The organism is Idiomarina baltica OS145, assembly GCF_000152885.1.
In the GTDB taxonomy this organism is placed as follows: domain Bacteria; phylum Pseudomonadota; class Gammaproteobacteria; order Enterobacterales; family Alteromonadaceae; genus Idiomarina; species Idiomarina baltica.
Window position 1 is genome coordinate 187,674 of the sequence record NZ_CH672408.1, and the last position, 19,794, is coordinate 207,467.

General features: G+C 47.2%; 15 protein-coding genes and 2 tRNA genes. 5 read left to right on the top strand and 12 right to left on the bottom strand.

Translation table 11 applies throughout. The features are described from left to right. Positions 1-10: 10 nt before the first annotated feature. Positions 11-1,975 (bottom strand): monovalent cation:proton antiporter family protein, encoded by a 1,965-nt coding sequence (locus OS145_RS11490; protein ID WP_006956667.1) that lies wholly within the window; start codon positions 1,973-1,975, stop codon positions 11-13. A 155-nt stretch (positions 1,976-2,130) separates the two neighbouring features. On the opposite strand from OS145_RS11490, the gene OS145_RS11495 reads away from it, so the two are divergent. Continuing rightward, complete coding sequence (locus OS145_RS11495) at positions 2,131-3,060, top strand: GGDEF domain-containing protein (RefSeq protein ID WP_083773275.1); 930 nt, start codon at positions 2,131-2,133, stop codon at positions 3,058-3,060. Here OS145_RS11495 and tilS read toward each other — a convergent pair. From tilS to dnaQ, 9 genes are all read right to left on the bottom strand, one after another. Next, positions 3,032-4,375, bottom strand: a complete 1,344-nt coding sequence (gene tilS / locus OS145_RS11500) for a tRNA lysidine(34) synthetase TilS (RefSeq protein ID WP_006956670.1) — start codon at positions 4,373-4,375, stop codon at positions 3,032-3,034. The two genes, OS145_RS11495 and tilS, sit on opposite strands and share 29 nt — an antisense overlap. A 9-nt stretch (positions 4,376-4,384) precedes the next feature. After that, positions 4,385-5,341 (bottom strand): acetyl-CoA carboxylase carboxyl transferase subunit alpha, encoded by a 957-nt coding sequence (gene accA / locus OS145_RS11505; RefSeq protein ID WP_006956671.1) that lies wholly within the window; start codon positions 5,339-5,341, stop codon positions 4,385-4,387. Positions 5,342-5,356: 15 nt separating this feature from the next. Continuing rightward, on the bottom strand, positions 5,357-8,836 hold the full coding sequence (gene dnaE / locus OS145_RS11510) for a DNA polymerase III subunit alpha (RefSeq protein WP_006956672.1): 3,480 nt from the start codon (positions 8,834-8,836) through the stop codon (positions 5,357-5,359). 75 nt (positions 8,837-8,911) lie between these two features. Then, positions 8,912-10,204, bottom strand: a complete 1,293-nt coding sequence (locus OS145_RS11515; protein ID WP_006956674.1) for an NAD(P)/FAD-dependent oxidoreductase — start codon at positions 10,202-10,204, stop codon at positions 8,912-8,914. 99 nt (positions 10,205-10,303) lie between these two features. Next, positions 10,304-12,493, bottom strand: a complete 2,190-nt coding sequence (locus tag OS145_RS11520; protein ID WP_006956676.1) for a M3 family metallopeptidase — start codon at positions 12,491-12,493, stop codon at positions 10,304-10,306. 170 nt (positions 12,494-12,663) lie between these two features. After that, positions 12,664-12,740 (bottom strand) — tRNA-Asp (locus OS145_RS11525). A gap of 26 nt (positions 12,741-12,766) precedes the next feature. Continuing rightward, positions 12,767-12,843 (bottom strand) — tRNA-Asp (locus tag OS145_RS11530). A 139-nt stretch (positions 12,844-12,982) separates the two neighbouring features. Continuing rightward, a complete protein-coding gene (locus tag OS145_RS11535; RefSeq protein WP_006956679.1) occupies positions 12,983-14,290 on the bottom strand; it encodes a TIGR03503 family protein in 1,308 nt (435 codons plus the stop codon). Beyond that, entirely contained in the window at positions 14,275-14,985 is a 711-nt protein-coding gene (gene dnaQ / locus OS145_RS11540; protein ID WP_006956682.1) for a DNA polymerase III subunit epsilon, read from the bottom strand. The genes OS145_RS11535 and dnaQ overlap by 16 nt, the downstream gene beginning before the upstream one ends. 53 nt (positions 14,986-15,038) lie before the next feature. Here dnaQ and rnhA point away from each other — a divergent pair, with 53 nt between their 5' ends. After that, on the top strand, positions 15,039-15,503 hold the full coding sequence (gene rnhA, locus OS145_RS11545; RefSeq protein ID WP_006956683.1) for a ribonuclease HI: 465 nt from the start codon (positions 15,039-15,041) through the stop codon (positions 15,501-15,503). A gap of 9 nt (positions 15,504-15,512) precedes the next feature. Here the strand turns inward: rnhA and OS145_RS11550 are convergent, their stop codons facing one another. Then, positions 15,513-15,908: a rhodanese-like domain-containing protein gene (locus tag OS145_RS11550; RefSeq protein ID WP_006956686.1), complete on the bottom strand. Its 396-nt coding sequence runs from the start codon at positions 15,906-15,908 to the stop codon at positions 15,513-15,515. A gap of 2 nt (positions 15,909-15,910) precedes the next feature. After that, a complete protein-coding gene (locus OS145_RS13055; RefSeq protein WP_006956688.1) occupies positions 15,911-16,681 on the bottom strand; it encodes a class I SAM-dependent methyltransferase in 771 nt (256 codons plus the stop codon). A gap of 59 nt (positions 16,682-16,740) precedes the next feature. Here OS145_RS13055 and gloB point away from each other — a divergent pair, with 59 nt between their 5' ends. The 3 genes from gloB to OS145_RS11570 form a co-directional block, all read left to right on the top strand. Beyond that, positions 16,741-17,499: a hydroxyacylglutathione hydrolase gene (gene gloB, locus OS145_RS11560; RefSeq protein WP_006956690.1), complete on the top strand. Its 759-nt coding sequence runs from the start codon at positions 16,741-16,743 to the stop codon at positions 17,497-17,499. A gap of 49 nt (positions 17,500-17,548) precedes the next feature. Continuing rightward, a complete protein-coding gene (locus OS145_RS11565; RefSeq protein WP_006956692.1) occupies positions 17,549-19,171 on the top strand; it encodes a LysM peptidoglycan-binding domain-containing protein in 1,623 nt (540 codons plus the stop codon). 114 nt (positions 19,172-19,285) lie between these two features. Beyond that, positions 19,286-19,794: hypothetical protein (locus OS145_RS11570; protein WP_006956695.1), on the top strand; the 509-nt coding region annotated here is incomplete at its 3' end.

Sequence of the window (19,794 nt, forward strand, 5' to 3'; positions counted from 1 at the left end):
TGAACCCGTGTTACCCCTCAAGTAACCACCGCTCTGCCGCTTCCACCGCAGCCGGTTTACCACTTAACAACACAACATCATCGACTGCTAACTCAATTTGATCTGTTAAATCAGTCACTTCGACATCATCACGGCGAATAGCTTTAAGCTCTACATTACGTTTAGACCAGTCTAAATCTTCGACCGACTTACCAACCGCCCATGCGTGTTGAGGTAGCGGCACGGCGTGTAAAAATTGTAGTTTCTCTAACCGTTCGGGATCCATATCCGTATGCGAGCCTGGGAAAAAGCCATGCATATCGCCATAGTGGTTACGTCGCTCTTGTTCTAGGCGCGTGAGAATGCGACGAATAGGCACGCCGGAGCGGTTCAGCACATGCGATATCAACATCAGACTCGCTTCTAGCGTATCCGGCACAACTTGTGAAGCGCCGGCTTCTTGCAACGCAGTCAGACGGCTATCATCGCGGCTTCGCACTAAGATAAAAGCGTCTTCGTTCATGGCACGGATTTCTTTTAGTGTTTTTATCGCATAGGTGTCATCGGCATAACTAATCACGATTAATGGCGCATGTTGCGCCCCAACGGCACGCAAGATATCGCGCTTAGCGCTATCACCAAAATACACTTTCGCGCCCCCTGCAACCGCTTCTTGCACACGCATCGGATCATTGTCGATCGCGACATGTTTAATACCTTCGGCTTCCAAGAAGCGTGATACCGTCTGCCCAACCCGTCCGAACCCACATATAAGTGCCGGAGCCGCTTGTTCCTCTTCGGCTTGATCCGAGTGAATACCTGAGGAATCACCTTCATCGTGTGCCAAGAACGCGACCAAAGGCTGTAGCTTTTGAATGACTAATGGGGTAATCGCCATACTTAACACACCCACACCAATCAGAATGGAACTGATCCGAGGCTCTAAAAGCCCGTAAGACGCCGCCAAAGAGACAAGTACGAAGCCAAATTCACCCATCTGAAACAGCGAAACCGCGGCAGCCCATGCATCACGTCGGTGTTCACCCATCATGCGCGCTACGCCTTGAATCAATAATACCTTAATCAACGCCATAACCAGCAAAGTGGCGACTATCCAATGAAACTCAAATACCACGGCATGCAGAGACAGTTGCATACCGACGGTGGTAAAAAACAGTCCCATTAAAATGTCACGGAAAGGGCGAATATCGGCTTCGAGTTGATGTTTGTACTTACTTTCGCCAAGCATCATACCGGCTAAAAAGGCCCCCAGCGCCATCGACAGACCAAATAAGTGCGTCAAACCGCCAGCAACCAACGCCACTAAAAGCGTTGCTAAGACGAATAATTCGTCAGTGCGCTGCCGGGCGATTTCTCTAAATAGAAACGGCAACACCCACTTGCCAATTAATAGGAGTACAGTAATCACGGCAGCGCCTTTTAATAGCGCAAGCAATAGGCTGTAAGCGATATTCTCGCCGCCTTGACCAGCTAACAAAGGAATAGCTATTAATAGCGGAACGACCGCGATATCTTGGAATAACAATACGGCAACGGTCATTTGTCCGCGTCGCGTTGCCGTTTGCGAGCTTTCACTGAGCTGTTTTATCACCACTGCGGTTGACGAAAGCGCCAGCGCTCCAGCTACAGCGAGTGCGGCTGTTGGGCTATCAAGCAACCAAAGTCCTAGGCCCATGAATAAGGCCAGTGAAACAAGCACTTGAGCCGAACCTAAGCCAAATACCCAACGCCGCATAGCGAGCATTTTCGGTAGCGAGAATTCAAGACCTAACGAGAATAGCAACAGTACAATACCCAGTTCAGCAATCAGGTGATACTCGTTTGGATCGGCTATCCAACCCATTACGTCGGGTCCTGCAATCACACCCGCGGTAAGATACGCCAAAATAGCGGGTAGCTTTATGCGTCGAAATGCCCAAACCAGAACCACGGCCACTGCAAGTAACATCAGTAAACTGGCAAATGTACCGTACATAGGCTGCTCCTTATCGTTATTTTCATCCTGTCAAAATAATAACACTGTTTGGATGACAATCGTTTTACTAATTTAACTTTTTGATACTATTACGCTTTTTTCTAAGCGGCATAGATTTTGCTTAAATCTATTTTTATTTCAGTTAAGTCGTCGTCATGTTGAATAAAATAACGATAAAACCAAACACCCAATGCAGCATGCCACAGAAATTATCGAGTCATCTGTCACGTCGTGAAGATTGGCAACGGTCGCGTTCTCTCTCCGAGCGACTACAAACGACCTTGAACGTTGATGAGTTCTTTATAATCTATGGTTCGCATTTGCATAAGCGTGTGCCAATCCATTCCATCCGCTTCGAGAGCCCATCTCTACAGCACACTATTGCCCTTTGGCAGGGTCAACCAAAATACCAACATGCGGTGTTGGTTTACGCTGATGATCAGTTACTCGGACAGATGACTTACACGTTCTCACAACCGCTTTCGTTTCTTCAAAAAATGCGGTTAAAAAAAATACACTCACATCTCGTCTTTCCACTTAAGAATTTATTAGCGTTTCACAAAGTGAGTCAACTCGCCGCTCGTGATCCACTGACACAACTATTCAATCGAACTATCGTGCGGTCGCGTATCATCGAGCTCATTCATTCCGCTGAGCAGCATGAGCATACGTTAATGATGATCGATTTAGACAACTTTAAGCAAGTCAATGACAGCGAAGGTCATGATGTTGGTGACGCTATTTTACAACAAATTGCCGCAATCATCGGCGATGAAATTGATCAACATCACACCGCGATAAGATATGGCGGTGATGAGTTTCTGCTTATATTACCGCACACCTCATTACGTGCCGCTCACGACACGTTTAAACGAATGCAACAACGATTATGCGAACACAGATTGATAAACCGATATGATATTAAACTCAGTGCTGGATCGGTCTGCATTCAACCTTATTTGAGCGCTGAACAGGTGTTAGCGCAAGTTGATGAAAATATGTATGCGGCGAAACATGCAGGTGGCGCACGTCATTTTTATGAAGGACGTAGCGATGTTAGTCCTCATCGCCCTGCTGCATGCTAATGATGAGCGGAGGTTGCTCACCACTTACTTGATTCAGCCATCCGACTCCGGGTAACCACAACCAACTCCCGGAACGAATAATCGGTAATTCTTCTCGTAACCACCACGGAATGCGCGCTTGCTTTAACCACCCCCGAATGGGTTTACCGCCGTCGCGCTCGGGCTGGTATAGTTTGATTGATTTCAATTCCGCAGACAGATCGGTGAGACGGGCTAACACAGGTGAGTTTTCATCTACACGCGCGCCGTTTAGTTGCCAAACGAGCTCGCCATAAGGGTGCGGTAACTGCACACGGTGGCCTGACATGTGCATCTCTTGGTCAGCGTGTTCAAACCACCAAAGCGCATTAGCAAACCTATATACACAGCCGGAGGCCAGGTTAACGGCGACTTTTGCATCATTTGCAGCGCTCAGTGCTTGTTGGCAAATTTGATGCAATTGAGCTTGCGACGGCATGCGTTCACATCCCGTCTGGTGTGTCAGCCAATAGCGTATCGCAGCGCGCTGTAGTGGTTCAGAAAAATGAGCGAGTTCCGTTAAACTTAAACCTATATTTAGCCATGCATGAGAGCACCACGCGTTGTTAAGTTTGTCGGCTAGCAACTCATCGAGTAAAGCATCTTGTTCTGCACATAACGCGGCTGAACGCAGCACACTTTGCCCGAATTGTGGCCAGCGCTGCTCTAATTGAGGTATTACTTTGTGCCTCAGATAATTCCTCTCGATGCGCGTATCATAATTGGTATTATCTTCTATCCAAGTTAGCTGGTGCTCATGCGCGTACTTCAGGATAGCTTGTTTACTGACTTCGAGTAACGGCCGTACCAGTTTCCGTTGACCAACAAATGGCTGGACCTCAGCCATCGATGCGAGACCTCGGGGCCCACTGCCTCGTTTCAATTGCAATAAAAAGGTTTCAATTTGGTCGTTTCGATGCTGTCCTAGCAAAATGATGGCATTATCTGCCGTGAGTTCTGCCAAACGCTGATAACGCCGCTCACGCCCCATGGCCTCTTTCGATACTCGGTTTTTCTCTATAAAGATGAGGTCTTCAAAGTGAGACGCCATACCATAACTTTCGACACTTCCTTTAATCGTTTTTGCCCAAGCCGGAGATTGAGGATGAAAATGGTGATCGAGATGGATAGCGAGATATTCGTATTGCGGGTTCGCTTGTCTGAATCGGTTCAAACAGTCGAGTACGGTTTGTGAATCGGCACCACCACCCAAGGCAACAACGAGTTGTTGCCCGGGCACTAGATGTAAGCGCTGTAAACTGTGCTGGAATTTAGAATACAGCGTATCGCTCTTCATAATGACTGATTAGCAATAGCCGAAAGACATCAACTTCTGATAGCGCTTATCGAGTAATTGTTGTTTATCGAGACCCACTAAGTCATTAAGGTCACTGTTTAGTTGCGCCTTTAATCGGTCCGCCATTTCGTCCATGTTGCGATGCGCACCGCCCAGAGGTTCTGGAATAATCGTATCTATTAAGCCTAATGACTTACTTTTATCTGCGGTAACCCCCATCGCTTCTGCTGCAAGCGGGGCCTTTGATGCGCTTTTCCATAGGATAGACGCACAGCCTTCTGGCGAGATAACAGAGTACGTGCTGTATTGCAGCATGTTCACGCGATCACCGACACCAATCGCTAAGGCACCACCGGAGCCACCTTCGCCAATTACGGTGCAAACGATAGGTACAGTAAGACGCGCCATGACTTTCAGGTTACGCGCAATCGCTTCACTCTGGCCACGCTCTTCTGCGCCAATCCCGGGATACGCGCCCGGTGTATCGATAAAAGTGATGATGGGCAGATTAAAACGCTCAGCCGTCTCCATTAAGCGCAACGCCTTTCGGTAGCCTTCAGGTTTTGGCATACCAAAGTTTCGACGTATCTTATCTTTGGTTTCGCGCCCTTTTTGCTGACCAATAACCATCACGGGTCTGCCATCAAGTCGCGCTACACCACCGATAATCGCTTCATCGTTTGCGTAAGCACGATCACCTGCCATTTCATCAAACTCAGTAAAAATGCGCTTGATGTAATCCAGTGTATAAGGACGCAGAGGATGACGCGCTAACTGCGCAACCTGCCAAGCGCCTAACTCAGAGAAAATTTTCTCGGTCAGCTCTTTGCTCTTTTGCTTAAGCCGTTGGAGCTCTTCTTCGATATTTATATCAAGCTCACCACGTTCGCCAACATTCTTTAATTCTTCAATTTGGGCTTCGAGTTCGGCTATCGGTTGTTCAAAATCCAAAAAGTTTAGGCTCATTATTTAATGTTTCCTCTAAAACTCGAGCGTGACCCACTGTTCACCCAGTAGATCGTGTAAATGATGTATTAGTTCGTCAGTCGGCTCAACATACCACTGAGCCCCAACGTTCATCGAGGCCAACGCGCGTTCGCCTCGGTAATGAATTTTTACTGGGCAGGTGCCTTGTGCAAAGGGTCGCATTGTCTCAGCGAGACGCTTAGTCATACCCTTTTCAATTTGTTCACCGGTCACCGTGATCGCCAAATGTTTAACAAAACTGGCACGCGCCTGCTCAATTGTCATTACTTCTCTGGCGACCATTCTATTACTGCCAGAGAAGTTATCAAATCGTACCTCACCTTTTGCCCACAAAATTCTGTCTTTTTCGAGCACGTGTTGGTAACTATCGTATTCATTACTATACAGCATCACATCCATACGTGCGCTTTTATCGTCTAATGTAACAATCGCAAAGCGTTGCCCACGTTTGTTGGTAATCACACGAACGTCAATTACCAAGCCGGCTACTCCCACGTATTCGTTTTTACGGGTCTCATTAACATTAGCAAGCTGCCCGACCACGTAATGCTGTAATTCTGCTCGAAAGCGGTTAATAGGATGTCCAGTCAAGTACAGACCTAGGGTCTCTCTCTCTCCTTCGAGCCATACCGCTTCAGGCCAAGGTTTTACTTTTTCAAATTCGTGCTCAACGGCTTCAGGCTCTGTCGTGAGCACGCCAAACATATCAGCTTGTCCAATGCTTTCAGCCTGACGGTGTTGCACAGCTTGCCGCATTGCCTTTTCAAGGGAAGCCATCAAACTGGCACGATGCGGACCTAAGCTATCCATCGCACCGGCACGAATCAAACGCTCTAAAACACGTTTGTTGAGTTTCTTGAGATCGACACGACAGCAAAAATCGAATAAGTCCGTAAATGGACCCCCTTCATTACGTGCCTCTAAAATGGCCTCAATCGGTGCTTCACCCACGCCTTTAATTGCGCCAATACCGTAAACGACGCGTTGTTCATCATCGACGGTAAACTTGTACACCCCTTTATTAACATCCGGAGGAAGCAACACTAAGCCCATGCGTTCGCATTCATCCGCTAGGGTGACGATTTTATCGGTGTTATCCATATCCGCCGACATGACCGCTGCCATGAATTCAGCAGGATAGTGCGTTTTCATCCACAAAGTTTGGTAAGAAACTAACGCGTACGCGGCCGAGTGAGATTTATTAAACCCGTAGCCGGCAAACTTCTCTACCAAGTCGAAGATCTTCATCGCTAACTCGGGATCGATATTATTGTTGTGCGCGCCCTCGCGGAATACCTCTCGCTGCTTCGCCATCTCTTCCGGTTTCTTCTTACCCATCGCACGACGCAACAAGTCGGCACCACCGAGCGAGTAGCCTGCCATCACCTGGGCAACCTGCATCACCTGCTCTTGGTATAGAATAACGCCATAAGTTGGCTCGAGTATCGGCTCAAGACACTCGTGTTGATACGTTTCATCGGGATAAGATACTTTTTCTCGCCCGTGCTTACGATCAATGAAGTTATCAACCATACCTGATTCGAGAGGGCCCGGTCGGAACAGCGCTACCAACGCGATGATGTCCTCAAAACTATCCGGTAGCAGTCGCAAAATCAGCTTCTTCATTCCAGCTGATTCGAGCTGAAAAACGGCTGTTGTTTCAGCGCGTTTGAGCACATCAAAACACTGTTTGTCATTTAAGCTAATTGCGTTGATATCAATGAGCGGTTCGCCCGCCTCTTTCTTGCGTGCATTAACCATATCCAATGCCCATTGAATGATGGTCAATGTCCGTAGCCCTAAAAAGTCAAACTTTACGAGTCCCGCCGATTCCACATCGTTCTTGTCAAACTGAGTAACCGGGTTTTTACCCTCGTCATCACAATAGAGTGCGGCAAAGTCAGTAATAGTGGTCGGCGAAATGACCACGCCGCCCGCATGTTTACCTGCGTTACGTGTCACGCCCTCTAAGATACGAGCGAAATCTATCAATTCTTTGACTTCTTCGTCGGCATCGTACCGTTCGCCCAATTCGGGCACTTGCTCAAAGGCTTTTGCCAACGTCATGCCTGGATCGCCAGGTACCAATTTAGAGATGCCATCAACAAAGCCGTAAGGGTGACCCAGCACACGCCCTACGTCTCGAATCGAGGCTTTAGCGGCCATCGTACCGAAGGTAATAATCTGTGATACCGCGTCGCGCCCATACAGTTCTGCGACATGGTCAATCACTTCGTCGCGTCGATCCATACAAAAATCGACATCAAAGTCTGGCATTGAAACCCGTTCTGGATTCAAGAAACGTTCGAATAGTAAGTCAAATTCGAGCGGGTCGAGATCGGTGATTTTTAACGCGTAAGCGACTAGCGAGCCTGCACCTGAACCACGACCCGGCCCCACAGGAATATTGTTATCCTTACTCCACTGAATAAACTCCATGACGATAAGGAAATAGCCCGGGAACCCCATCTGGTTAATGACATCGAGTTCGGTTTGCAAGCGCTCATCGTAAGGAGGACGTTTTGCTTGACGTTCTGCCTCGTCGGGAAATAAAAATTCTAGTCGTTCTTCTAAACCTTCGCGCGAAACCTTAACGAGGTAGTCACCTTCAGTTAAATCACCTGTGGGAAACGCCGGGAGGAAATATTCACCTAAACGAATGGTGACATTACAACGTTTTGCGATTTCAACGGTGTTTTCCAACGCTTCGGGTAAATCGGCAAACAGCTCGTGCATTTCTTCAGCACTGCGCAAGTACTGTTGTGGTGAGTATTTTTTCGGACGTCGCTTATCACCGAGTTGATAGCCATCATGAATAGCGACTCGAATTTCGTGTGCTTCGAAGTTCTCTTCTTCGAGGAATACCACTTCGTTCGTCGCGACTACCGGCAAGTCATGCTCTGCCGCGAGTTGAACCGCACTATGCAGATACGCCTCTTCTTCTGCGCGACCGGTACGAATAAGCTCGAGATAAAATCGCTCAGGAAAGTATTGCTTATAAAACGCCAGGCTCTCTTGCAAAGGTTCCTGATGACCTTTCAACAACGCTCGGCCAATATCCCCTTCGCGCGCGCCCGAGAGCAGAATGATGCCGGCGTTATGCTGCGCCAGCCAGGCTTTATCAATCACCGGCTTGCCCTGCACGTGACCGCGCAAATAGGCTTTTGAAATGAGTTGGATAATCTGCTGATATCCATCATTGTTCATTGCCAATGCGGTCAGGCGAAAAATCTCACCTTCGGGGTAGTCCCCCCATACCCATAAGTCAGCCCCGATAAGCGGCTTGAGACCTTGGCTGTGAGCTGCGCCATAATATTGCACCAGACCACAAAAGTTCATTTGATCGGTAAGCGCCATAGCGGGCATATTCATGTCCGCCACACGCTGACAAATGGGCTTCACTTTAGTCAGCCCATCCACCATTGAAAAGTCACTGTGAATTCTTAAATGAACAAAAGAAGTATCTGCTGCCATTAAAAACCTAATTGGTAAACTGCATGCTAAACATTAAGCCGATATTCTGCCTTATCGGGCTATTCAAGTACATGCTTAGTGCAGTTTTAAACGGGGTTTAACCGCGTGGTTCAGCTTATCCACAGCAATAACGAGCAGCATCTTCCACCAGCCGTGTAACGCACGTTGATGCATGCGGTAGAGACTCGCATAAGCATAACGCGCCAACGTGCCCTCGATAGACATCGATAAGCTCTTACTTTGCATTAAGTTCCCTACGGCCGAAAATCGGCTGAGCGACACCAATGAGCCACGGTCTTTGTACTTAAATGCTTTGGGCGCTTTGCCTTTTTGCATGCGACGGATATTTTTATAAAGACAGTCAGCCATTTGATGAGCCGACTGCGCACGCGGTGGGACAAAGCGGTTTTCATCAATGGCACAGGCGGCACAATCGCCCAATGCATAAATTGAATCGGCACCTTTTGCTTGTAAGAACGAGTCAACTTCGATCTGATTATTTTTCCGCGTTGGCAGACCCAATTCCGTCAAGAAATCAGGTGCTCGAACCCCGGCTGCCCACACCATTAGATCGCCTTTGATACTTTGTCCATCATTAAGTACCAACTGACCTTTTTGGGCTTCCTTGGCGGGGTTACCAAGCAGCACTTTTACTCCGAGTTTATTAAGCTTTTTATGCACCGATTGTGATAAACGCTCGGGCAATGCGGGTAATAAGCGCTTACCTGCTTCAACTAACGTGATATTCAGTCGATCGCGAGTGAGGTGGCCTAAACCGTAGATTGACAGCAGAGACACGGAATGTACTAGTTCAGCAGCAAGTTCAACACCGGTGGCACCGCCGCCTACAATAGCGACGTCTAGGGTGACATCATGACCATCTTCGAGTGCCTGGTTAACACGCAAGAATTCGTTCAAAAGATGATGGTGAAAAGCATCGGCTTGCGCCGTTGAGTCGAGGAAGTAGCAATGTTCAGCGACGCCTGGCGTACCAAAATCAGCAGTGACGCTACCGACGGATAGAATAAGCTTGTCATAATTTAAAGTGCGTGGTGCCAGCACTTCCTCGCCTTCTTCCTCTATCGCCGCTAAAGTAATGGTTTTATTGTCTTTATCAACGGCTTCCAGCGTGCCCACGATAAACCGAAAGCCAGAACGAGCTCCTTGTCCTCGGTAATCAAGTTCTGCGAGTCGCGAGTCAAGCGCACCTGATGCAACCTCATGCAGTAACGGTTTCCAAACGTGCGTGCTATTTCTATCAACTAATAACACTTCTGCCTTACCCGAGCGCCCTAAACTTCTTCCTAATTGGGTCGCCAACTCTAAACCACCTGCACCGCCTCCAACCACGACAATTTTTTCTGTCATTGCTTGTAATATCCCTGCCGATAAATGAAAAAGCCACTGGCGATCATAACGCCAGTGGCTTTTATTTACAGCACTATATTACAGATTTACTAAATGTTTTTAGTCAACTTTTGGTTCCGTCAAACCACGACGCTCAAGCAGGGCTTCAACAGTCGGTTTTTGGCCACGCCAATCGATGTACTGCTGCATCGGATCTTTACTGCTACCCTGAGATAAGATATCGCGACGGAATGCTTGACCATTTTCTAGCGTCAAACCACCATTTTGGTTCATATACTTAAATGCATCTGCTGCAAGCACCTCGCTCCACATATAAGCGTAATAGCCAGCAGAGTAGCCGCCTGCAAAGACATGTGCGAAATAGGTCGAACGATAACGCGGTGGCACCGCTTCAACCGCTACACCATTTTCTTCAAGGGCTTTTTGCTCGAACTCGCCCACATCACCAATATCTTCTCCCGCCGGTACTGTGTGATATTCCAGATCGAGCAATGCCGCCGCAACGTACTCTAAGGTGTCAAAACCTTGGTTGAAATTACGTGCCGCAAGTACTTTATCAAGCAACTCTTGTGGAATCTGCTCGCCGGTCTCATAGTGTTTAGCATAGTGAGCGATTACTTTAGGATTCAAAGTCCAGTCTTCTTGGAACGTAGATGGGAACTCGACATAATCGCGCGGTACGTTAGTACCCGCTTGTGACGGGTATTTCACATCAGAGAACATCCCGTGTAACGCGTGACCCATCTCGTGGAACATCGTGGATACTTCATCAAAGCTCAATAAGGTCGGCTCACCTTCTGGTGCTTTTGTGATGTTCATGTTATTGAGAATAACAGGCTTTTGATTAAGCAGTTCTGATTGGCTGCGGAATGAACTCATCCAAGCACCACCACGCTTGCTCTCGCGCGCATAGTAATCGGCATAGAACAGGCCTAAGCTTGAGCCATCAACATCAAACACTTCATAGACTTCAACGTCAGGATGATAAACTGGAATATCATCACGTTCTTTAAATGTGATGCCAAACAGCTGGTTCATCGCATAGAACACACCATCTTTTAACACACGGTTGAATTCAAAGTATTGTTTAACTTGTTCGCCATCGATTGCGTATTTAGCTTCACGCACTTTCTCAGCGTAGTAGAACCAATCCCACGGCTTCAGTTCGAAGTTTTTACCGTCTGCATCGATAGCTGCTTGAATTTCTTGCGCTTCGCGCTCAACGTTCGATACAACCGCTGGAACCAAGTCACGTAGCATGTCTTGTGCGGCCTCTGGGTTACCTGCCATATTGGTTTCTAAGGTGTAATCTCCCCAGCTATCGTAGCCTAATAAACTCGCCTTCTGAGCACGTAACTCAACGAGTTTCTTAACTAGAGGACGTTGGTCTGTTTTCGTGTTCCCAGTGCCACGGTTAGCTGAAGCTTCCCATACACGCTGGCGTAACTCACGGTTTTCGAGCTCTGCTAGAATCGACTGGCGCGTGGTATTAGTTAATACAATGGCATACTCACCTTTATGGTCGCGACTCTCAGCAGCACTAGCTAACGAGCGAATACGGCTATCACTCAAACCTGCCAGCTCCGCTTTATCCTTAACGTAGATAACATTTTCTTGTGTCAGGTTCATCAAGTTGTTGCGAAACTCGGTAGTGAGACTTGATAGCTGCTCATTGATATCACGGATTTTTTGTTTATCCGCATCACTGAGTTGTGCACCTGAACGTACAAAGCTTTTGTAAGTATCTTCAAGCAAACGTAAAGAAGCCGTATCTAGATCCAGTGATTCACGCTTGTCATATAAAGTTTTAATGCGTGCAAACAAGTCTGCGTTGAGCGAGATATTATCGCTATGCGCTGACATTTTCGGCGCTAACTTGACTTGCAAATCACGAATTTGATCGTCGCTGTTTGAAGATGAAAGGTTATAAAACACAGCGCTTACACGATTCAGGATCTGGCCTGATTTTTCCATCGCAACGATGGTGTTCTCAAAGGTAGGCGCTTCTGAGTTTGAAGCAATTGCTTCAATCTCTTCCATGTGCTCTTTCATGCCGCGCTCAAATGCAGGTTCGAAATGTTCGAATTTGATCGCATCGAAATCAGGTGCTTGATACTGCAGTGGGCTAGGCTCAAAAAATGGATTTTGTTGAGCAACGTCTTTACTCGCTTGTTCCGCTTGCGCGGTTTCAGCTTGTTGTGAAGTTTGTTGGTTCTGTTGTTCAGCATCGCTACATGCGGCGAGCGATAGCGCTGTACCAATAGCAACGGCTACGAGCGTTTTACGCATAGTTATCTCCTAACTTGTTATTGTGATATTTAATTTCTTTACTTTATGGTTATATTGTAACAGTGGCAAGCGCGTAACGCTCAAACGGCGTTTTTTTTCGACTAGTGCTAGGAAGGCATGAATTACAGGCAAAAAAAAAGCCCCAACGTGGGACTTTAATTTTTGAGAAGTGGCGGAGCGGACGGGACTCGAACCCGCGACCTCCGGCGTGACAGGCCGGCATTCTAACCAACTGAACTACCGCTCCACATTCTCAGAGTGTGCGTGACTTAATGGCGGAGCGGACGGGACTCGAACCCGCGACCTCCGGCGTGACAGGCCGGCATTCTAACCAACTGAACTACCGCTCCACTAAGTCACTGTGTTGGGGGTTGCCCCCTCAACGCGGCGTGAATATTACGAGTGACCACCGATTCAGTCAACCCTTTTTTTAAAGATTTTTATATTTTCCCGTTCGTTTGACTGTTAAATGTCCAGATGAGACGTTTTTTAATCATTTTTATCATGACTATCCGTTGCTGCCGACTTAGTTCGTCTCTTTCGGAACCAAATTGCACTCACTCCGAGTAGTACCAAGATCACATTAATCGCCACAATAATGACTAAATTCACCACCGCTTGCGACTCTTGCTCCTCAATTTGCCGTTGCTTTTCTATCCGCTGCTGTTCTAACGCGGCTCGTTTAGCTGCAAATTGCTCCGCTTTCGTTAAGGTACTCTTGTCAGGACGTTTCGAAATAAAGCTATAGTCATCGATCACTAACTCAAACTCTCGACCTTGCTTATTTGTCGCAAAAATCGTCATATCGATGAGATGGCGGCCAAAATCGAGGTTTGCAATAGGAATATTAACGGTGTTCGCTTCTATTTCCGTTAATGAAAAGTCGCGCTTTTCACCATTAGGAAAATCCACCGTTCCATTAATCGCCATGCTGCTCAATTCAACACGATCGCCATCAATAGTTAAAATTAGTTGATGATCCTGCTCAGCTCGATTCGCTTGCTTAACACTCATGGTGATTGGACTTGGCTCAACGACTACAGCAGAAGTTTCGTACGAGCGATCATAAAGTGGCGTGGTTAATTCGTACGTTGGCATGTATTCGCCGGGCGGAATAGTTAGTTTGAACCGACTGGTAAACACCTCGTCACCCGCTTGTTCATCATATCCTTTGCCATCATCTGAAAACTGACCCACACGCTTAGGTGCAACGCCAAAATTGTCGAAGCTAGAATTGTTGGTGCTAATAAATAACACATCAAGTAATACCGTCTCATGAAAGCGAGCAGTCTCAACAGGAACGTCCCCGTTGTACAGCGTGCCCTCGACCTTTATTTGTTCATTTTCATAAAGTGGGGAAGGTAACGGTTTTGCTTTAAATTTAATATCTGAGACGATAACCGCTTCATTTTGCTCGTCGACTCGTCCTGCGACTTGCCAAGGTCCAGGCATCGGATCCTTAATGCGGATCATGTCGAAGTTTTCGTTAGTATACCAAGTGACTTGTTCGATAGGATGGCGTGTTTCATACCATTTACTGCCATCGGGTTTTATTAGTATGAGCGGCGCACTGCCGCGCTCTCGGAAGAACAGCAACGTAATCTGTTTGATTTTGTCATCAATTCGAAATCGCTGTCCCTCAATGGGCAAGCGGTTTGCCATCGGATCATTAATTACGTCAAGCTTAGCCGGTGGTTCGCTATTGTTTTGCGCGTTGCCTTGATCCGACTGTGCGAGTAGTTGGCTACTAAAAGTTAATAAAAGTCCCAGTAATACCGTTGTTACGAATCGAGCCACAGGCACGCACCACCTTCAGATTTTACTATCGCTAAGCGCTGTTGATGTTGTTCCTCTTCATCGGCTGTTGCGCGTAAAACCTTTAGCTGTGGACGATTTTTTATTGCTTGATGCGCAATGGCGCCCGGTTCTTGGTTCTCATTGTCTTGATTTTGACCGTGCAAACTCAACGCTGTTTGCCCGCCCGTCATCGCCAAATAGACATCCGCGAGGATCTCGGCATCGAGCAGAGCGCCATGTAATTCACGAGCAGAATTATCGACATGAAAAGCTTTGCATAATGCGTCCAAACTATTGCGTTGGCCCGGACGCTTTTCACGCGCTAATTGAAGTGAATCGAGTACATCGCAGTAGTCGTATGTCTTGCCGTACATCTTGCCGAGCCGCTTAAACTCAGCGTCCATGTGGCCGACGTCGAACGGCGCATTATGGATTACAAGCTGGCTACCTTTGATGAAATCAATAAATGCATCAACCACTTGTGCAAAAACGGGCTTATCCGCGAGGTATTCGTTCGTAATACCATGCACCGCAATGGCTTCATCCTCAACCACGCGCTCCGGATTAATATAAACGTGAAAGTGGTTTCCCGTCGGCTTTCTATCTATTAACTCAACACACCCGATTTCAATGATACGATGTCCGTCATCGGGATTAATGCCTGTAGTTTCGGTGTCTAAAACGATCTGACGCATAGTGTTTGATTCCTGATATACTCGCGGTTTCAGTTTATTTTACAGTGAGTCGCATGGCTAAAGTACATATTTTTACAGACGGTTCATGCCTGGGCAATCCTGGTCCTGGTGGTTACGGTGTCGTACTCGAGTACGGTCAACATCATAAGGAGCTCAGTGGCGGTTATCAGTGCACGACCAACAACCGTATGGAGCTTCTTGCTTGCATTAAGGGCCTTCAAGTCCTTAACAGAGCCTGCGATGTCATTCTGACCACCGATAGTCAATATGTAAAGCAAGGCATTGAGCAATGGATTCATAACTGGAAACGCAATGGTTGGCGTACATCAAATAAAAAAGCCGTTAAAAATGTCGACTTGTGGCAACAGTTAGACCAAGCCATTGCTGCTCATAAAGTGACATGGGAGTGGGTGAAAGGTCACGCAGGGCATCCGCAAAACGAGCGCTGCGACGAGCTTGCGCGCGCCGCAGCTGAACAAAACCCGACCCAAGTCGATACGGGTTTTAGCACCGAATAACCTCGGTGCTTATTCGACACCCGCAACAACGGGTCTTTTTTCTTCTTGCCATGCGTTCATGCCACCGTCCACGCTATACACTTGCGTGAATCCCATCCGTTGTAAGCTTTCAGCTGCGAGCGCAGAACGTCCGCCTGAACGACAGATTAGGTACAACGGCTTTTCGGCAATACGATCAAGCGCGTCATCATAACCCGCAACATCGGGATGCTGATTAAGCTGCATCTCAAGGACACCACGAGGCATATTAATAGCTTCACGAATATGCCCTTGAGTAAATTCAGCCGGTTCCCGCACATCAATAATTCGCGCGCCGTCCCGCAATGCGTGCTGAAGTTGCTCAGTGGTTACTTCATTTACGTTGTTTTTTGCCGTCTGACAAAGCTTTTTAGCATCAATTACCATAATTACCTCTCTTCAAAATACCAATTTGCAGATTGTTTTACTCTCGCCGCAGGTAACGCTTGTGTCAAGCTTAAACGCTCTTTTCTCGATTTGTTGACCTGTGGTTTTATATAACATGATTTTTTTACAACTAACCAGTAACCCGCACTTAACCACGAACAGCGTTGACATAGCCACTCACTGTAGCCACCGAACTCGGCATCCTGCTTTGCAAGAAAATGCCCAATAAAATAGCGTTGCCGCTCCACTCGGAATCCCAGCAACGACAGCCAGTCTTTAACGCGTGCTTGGCTGAAATACCGTCCTTGCCACGGGAATGACCATCGCTGACTGCGCCAGAGCCCGCTCAACATAGCAGGGCTCAACGGGTTAAAGCCCGCTAATATCAGAGTACCGTCATCCGCTAATACGCGTAGCGCTTCTCTCAATACTTGGTGTGGATCGGCCGAAAAATCTAATACAAACGGACAAACCAAGGTGTCCACCGACTCATTTTTAATCGGCAACTGAGTATAGTGCGCGCGAACCCCATGACATTTTTCTGCTGGCTTCTGAATTTGACAGATATGTATCGGTCGACCCAGCGTAAAGCCACTGACATCCAGTTGTTGAGCCAAGTTACCAAGCGTAACCGTCGTGCCGTTAAGGCAATGCTTGCGAGAGTCGTCCAGTTGTTGTTGTACACAGGACTGAATCATCTGTCCGTTCGCAAGTTGGTCCCAGTCATCGGGTTCCTGCATTTTCGTACGACGATACGCGGGTTGAATAAACAAGGGCCGACCTTTGTGTTAGGCTAGAGTCTACGCATAATCATAGCGAGGAAACCCAGAGTATGCGAGTACATCCTGTTAAAGCCTTTGATGATAATTATATTTGGTTAATCGAATCCACTCAGGATCGTGTTGTCGTTGTCGACCCGGGTGATGACAAGCCGGTCATTGAATGGTTAAAAGCGAATAAAAAGGACATCGCTGGTTACCTCATTACACACCATCATCATGATCATACGGGTGGGCTTGAAGCACTCAAAGCGCGCTTCCCAGCGACATCTTACGGTCCTGACAATCCCGCTATTAAGGGCATTGACTACGCTGTAATGGAGGGCGATACAGTTCAGATCGCTGGCTTACGGTTTGACGTTTTAGCCACGCCGGGTCACACCCTAGATCATATTAGCTTCTATGGTGACACAGCACTTTTTTGTGGTGACACGCTGTTCTCTGGCGGCTGCGGCCGTATGTTTGAGGGCACCCCCGAGTTGTTCGTTTCGTCACTTGATAAACTGCGTCGCCTACCAGGCGAGACGCGTGTTTTTTGCGCACATGAGTATACGCAAGCGAACTTAACCTTCGCCTCTCTTGTCGAACCCGACAATGCAGTTTTAAAAAGTTACTTAGAAAAAATAAAGCTCATGCGTCAAAACGATCAGATCACATTGCCATCGACGCTCCAATTGGAGCTGGCAATTAATCCGTTTTTACGGTTTGACCAGTCAGCAGTTCGCCAAGCGGCGAGTGATTATGCTGAACAGACACTAAGTTCCTCAGAAGACGTGTTTGGCATCATTAGAGAGTGGAAAGATAACGCGTAGTCACGTAGTATATCCACGTTATATTATAACATTATTAAAGAAGTTAATCATGAATGTACGTTATAACTTTTTAACGAGCTCGTTGCTGTGCGCCTCTTTACTAACATTGTCGGGTTGCCAAATGACGTCTATTTTGCATCCAAGTGAAGATGTCAGCGTCAATGAAAAAGCGCACGAACCAGTGACCGATACGGCTCTCAATCTTGACGAGTTACAACCGGTTCCCGTCGAAGCTAGCTCGACCGAACATGAGAGCAAAAACGCTAAACCTGTGCCAATCGACGACTTATGGCAACGAATTCGCATGAAACTCGCGTTGGATGTACCCGACAATGCTCGAGTGAATTCACAGCGAAATTGGTATGTCAGTCACCCCGAGTATCTTGAACGCGTCGGTAAGCGAGCCGAACCCTTTCTGCACTTAATCGTTGAGGAAATTGATCGGCGCGGGATGCCGATGGAATTTGCCCTACTACCGATTGTTGAAAGTGCATTTGACCCTTTCGCATACAGTCATGGTAGTGCATCGGGGGTTTGGCAATTTATTCCGTCTACGGCGCGCCATTACGGTCTTAAAATTGATTGGTGGTATGATGGCCGCCGTGATGTTTACGCGGCGACTAAAGCAGCACTCGACTACCTCGAAGCACTGCATGATTACTTTGATGGTAATTGGTTACATGCGCTCGCTGCCTATAACTCGGGTGAAGGTCGCGTAGCAGCTGCGATCCGACGCAACAAGCGTAAAGGCGAACCAACTGATTTTTGGCACTTAGATTTGCCGCGAGAAACGCGCGCTTACGTGCCCAAGCTGCTTGCTCTTGCTGATATTTTAGCAAACACAGACAAGTACGGTATCGTTTGGTATCCGATAGAAAACCAGCCGCAACTCAACGTTATTGAGGTACCAGGACAAATCGATCTTGCCCGCGCTGCCGAAATGTCTGAATTACCGCTCGAAACGCTACACCGCTATAATTCAGCTTATAATCGCTGGGCTACGGCTCCCGATGGACCTCATCGTTTGCTGCTACCACAACCGAATGCGAGTATCTTCGAAAGCGCCATTAAGAAAACCGATCCTAAAGATTGGCTCAGCTGGAAGCGCCATAAAATTCGTACCGGCGAAAGCCTGCTGACGATAGCTAAAAAGTACAACACCTCTGTTGATGTGATTCAGAGTGTCAACGACTTAAACGGAGCCTTGATTCGCGCGGGCGATTACTTGTTAATTCCAGTTGCGACAAAAGACCTTGAGCAGTACACCTTATCTTCTAATCAGCGCCGTTTAGCAAAACAAGATAAGCAATATGGTCAGTCAAAGATAAACTATGACGTTCGCTCTGGTGATACGTTGTGGGATATTTCTCGCGCGTTTAATGTTGGCGTTAGAGAGTTAGCTAGTTGGAACTCGATGGCACCCGGCGACTATCTAAGACCAGGACAGCAGCTAGTCATTTGGCAAAAAGGCGATAGCTCACCTAAATCGACGGGTATCTTACGCACCATCGTATATCAGGTGCGTAGCGGCGACTCGTTAGCACGCATCGCTAATCGCTTTAATGTTACTATTTCTCAAATTGAGCAATGGAATAATATAAGCCGTAACCGGTACTTGCAGCCTGGACAACATCTCACGCTTAAGGTTGATGTTGTCAACGTCAATTCGTGACATGCTGCGTATTGAGTAAATATTCACACTCATAGCAGTCAATTTGACCACTTGATCACGTTTTAAAATCGTTCAATACTAGACCTTTAATAAATTCTTAAAGGTCTAGTATTGATGATGCGCTACTTGCTCCAGCTATTACTTATACCCACACTGCTCTTCGCAGCAGTGCCTCATAATGCGGTTGCAGCAGACTGGCGCGTAGAAGGAAAAGGTGAGCTGACCTATCCTTCGGGCCGCAAGGAAGCGATTAACTTTGGTTTTTCTTATACCAAACACTTTGATACCCACATATTTAAAGCCGGCCAATCTCAAATACGAACCGATTCCGTACCGCCCAATTATATTCTTAATGTAATTATTAATGATGAGGGCTTAATTTACGTCGCGGAATTCGCTAATGGCTTTTTCACATCATTCGACCTGTCGATCGGTAGTCACCAGGTCAGTGTTTATACGCGCGGTGAGTTTGAACCAGATAAGCCCTATCGACATATCGTCATTGAAATAGACGATCGTAGCTATTTAATCGACACGACGCATCCTAATTTGAGATTTGAATTTGATCAGAATGGTATCAGTGATATTAATGGCAGTGGCTTAATTAAAGATTTGCGTTTGCG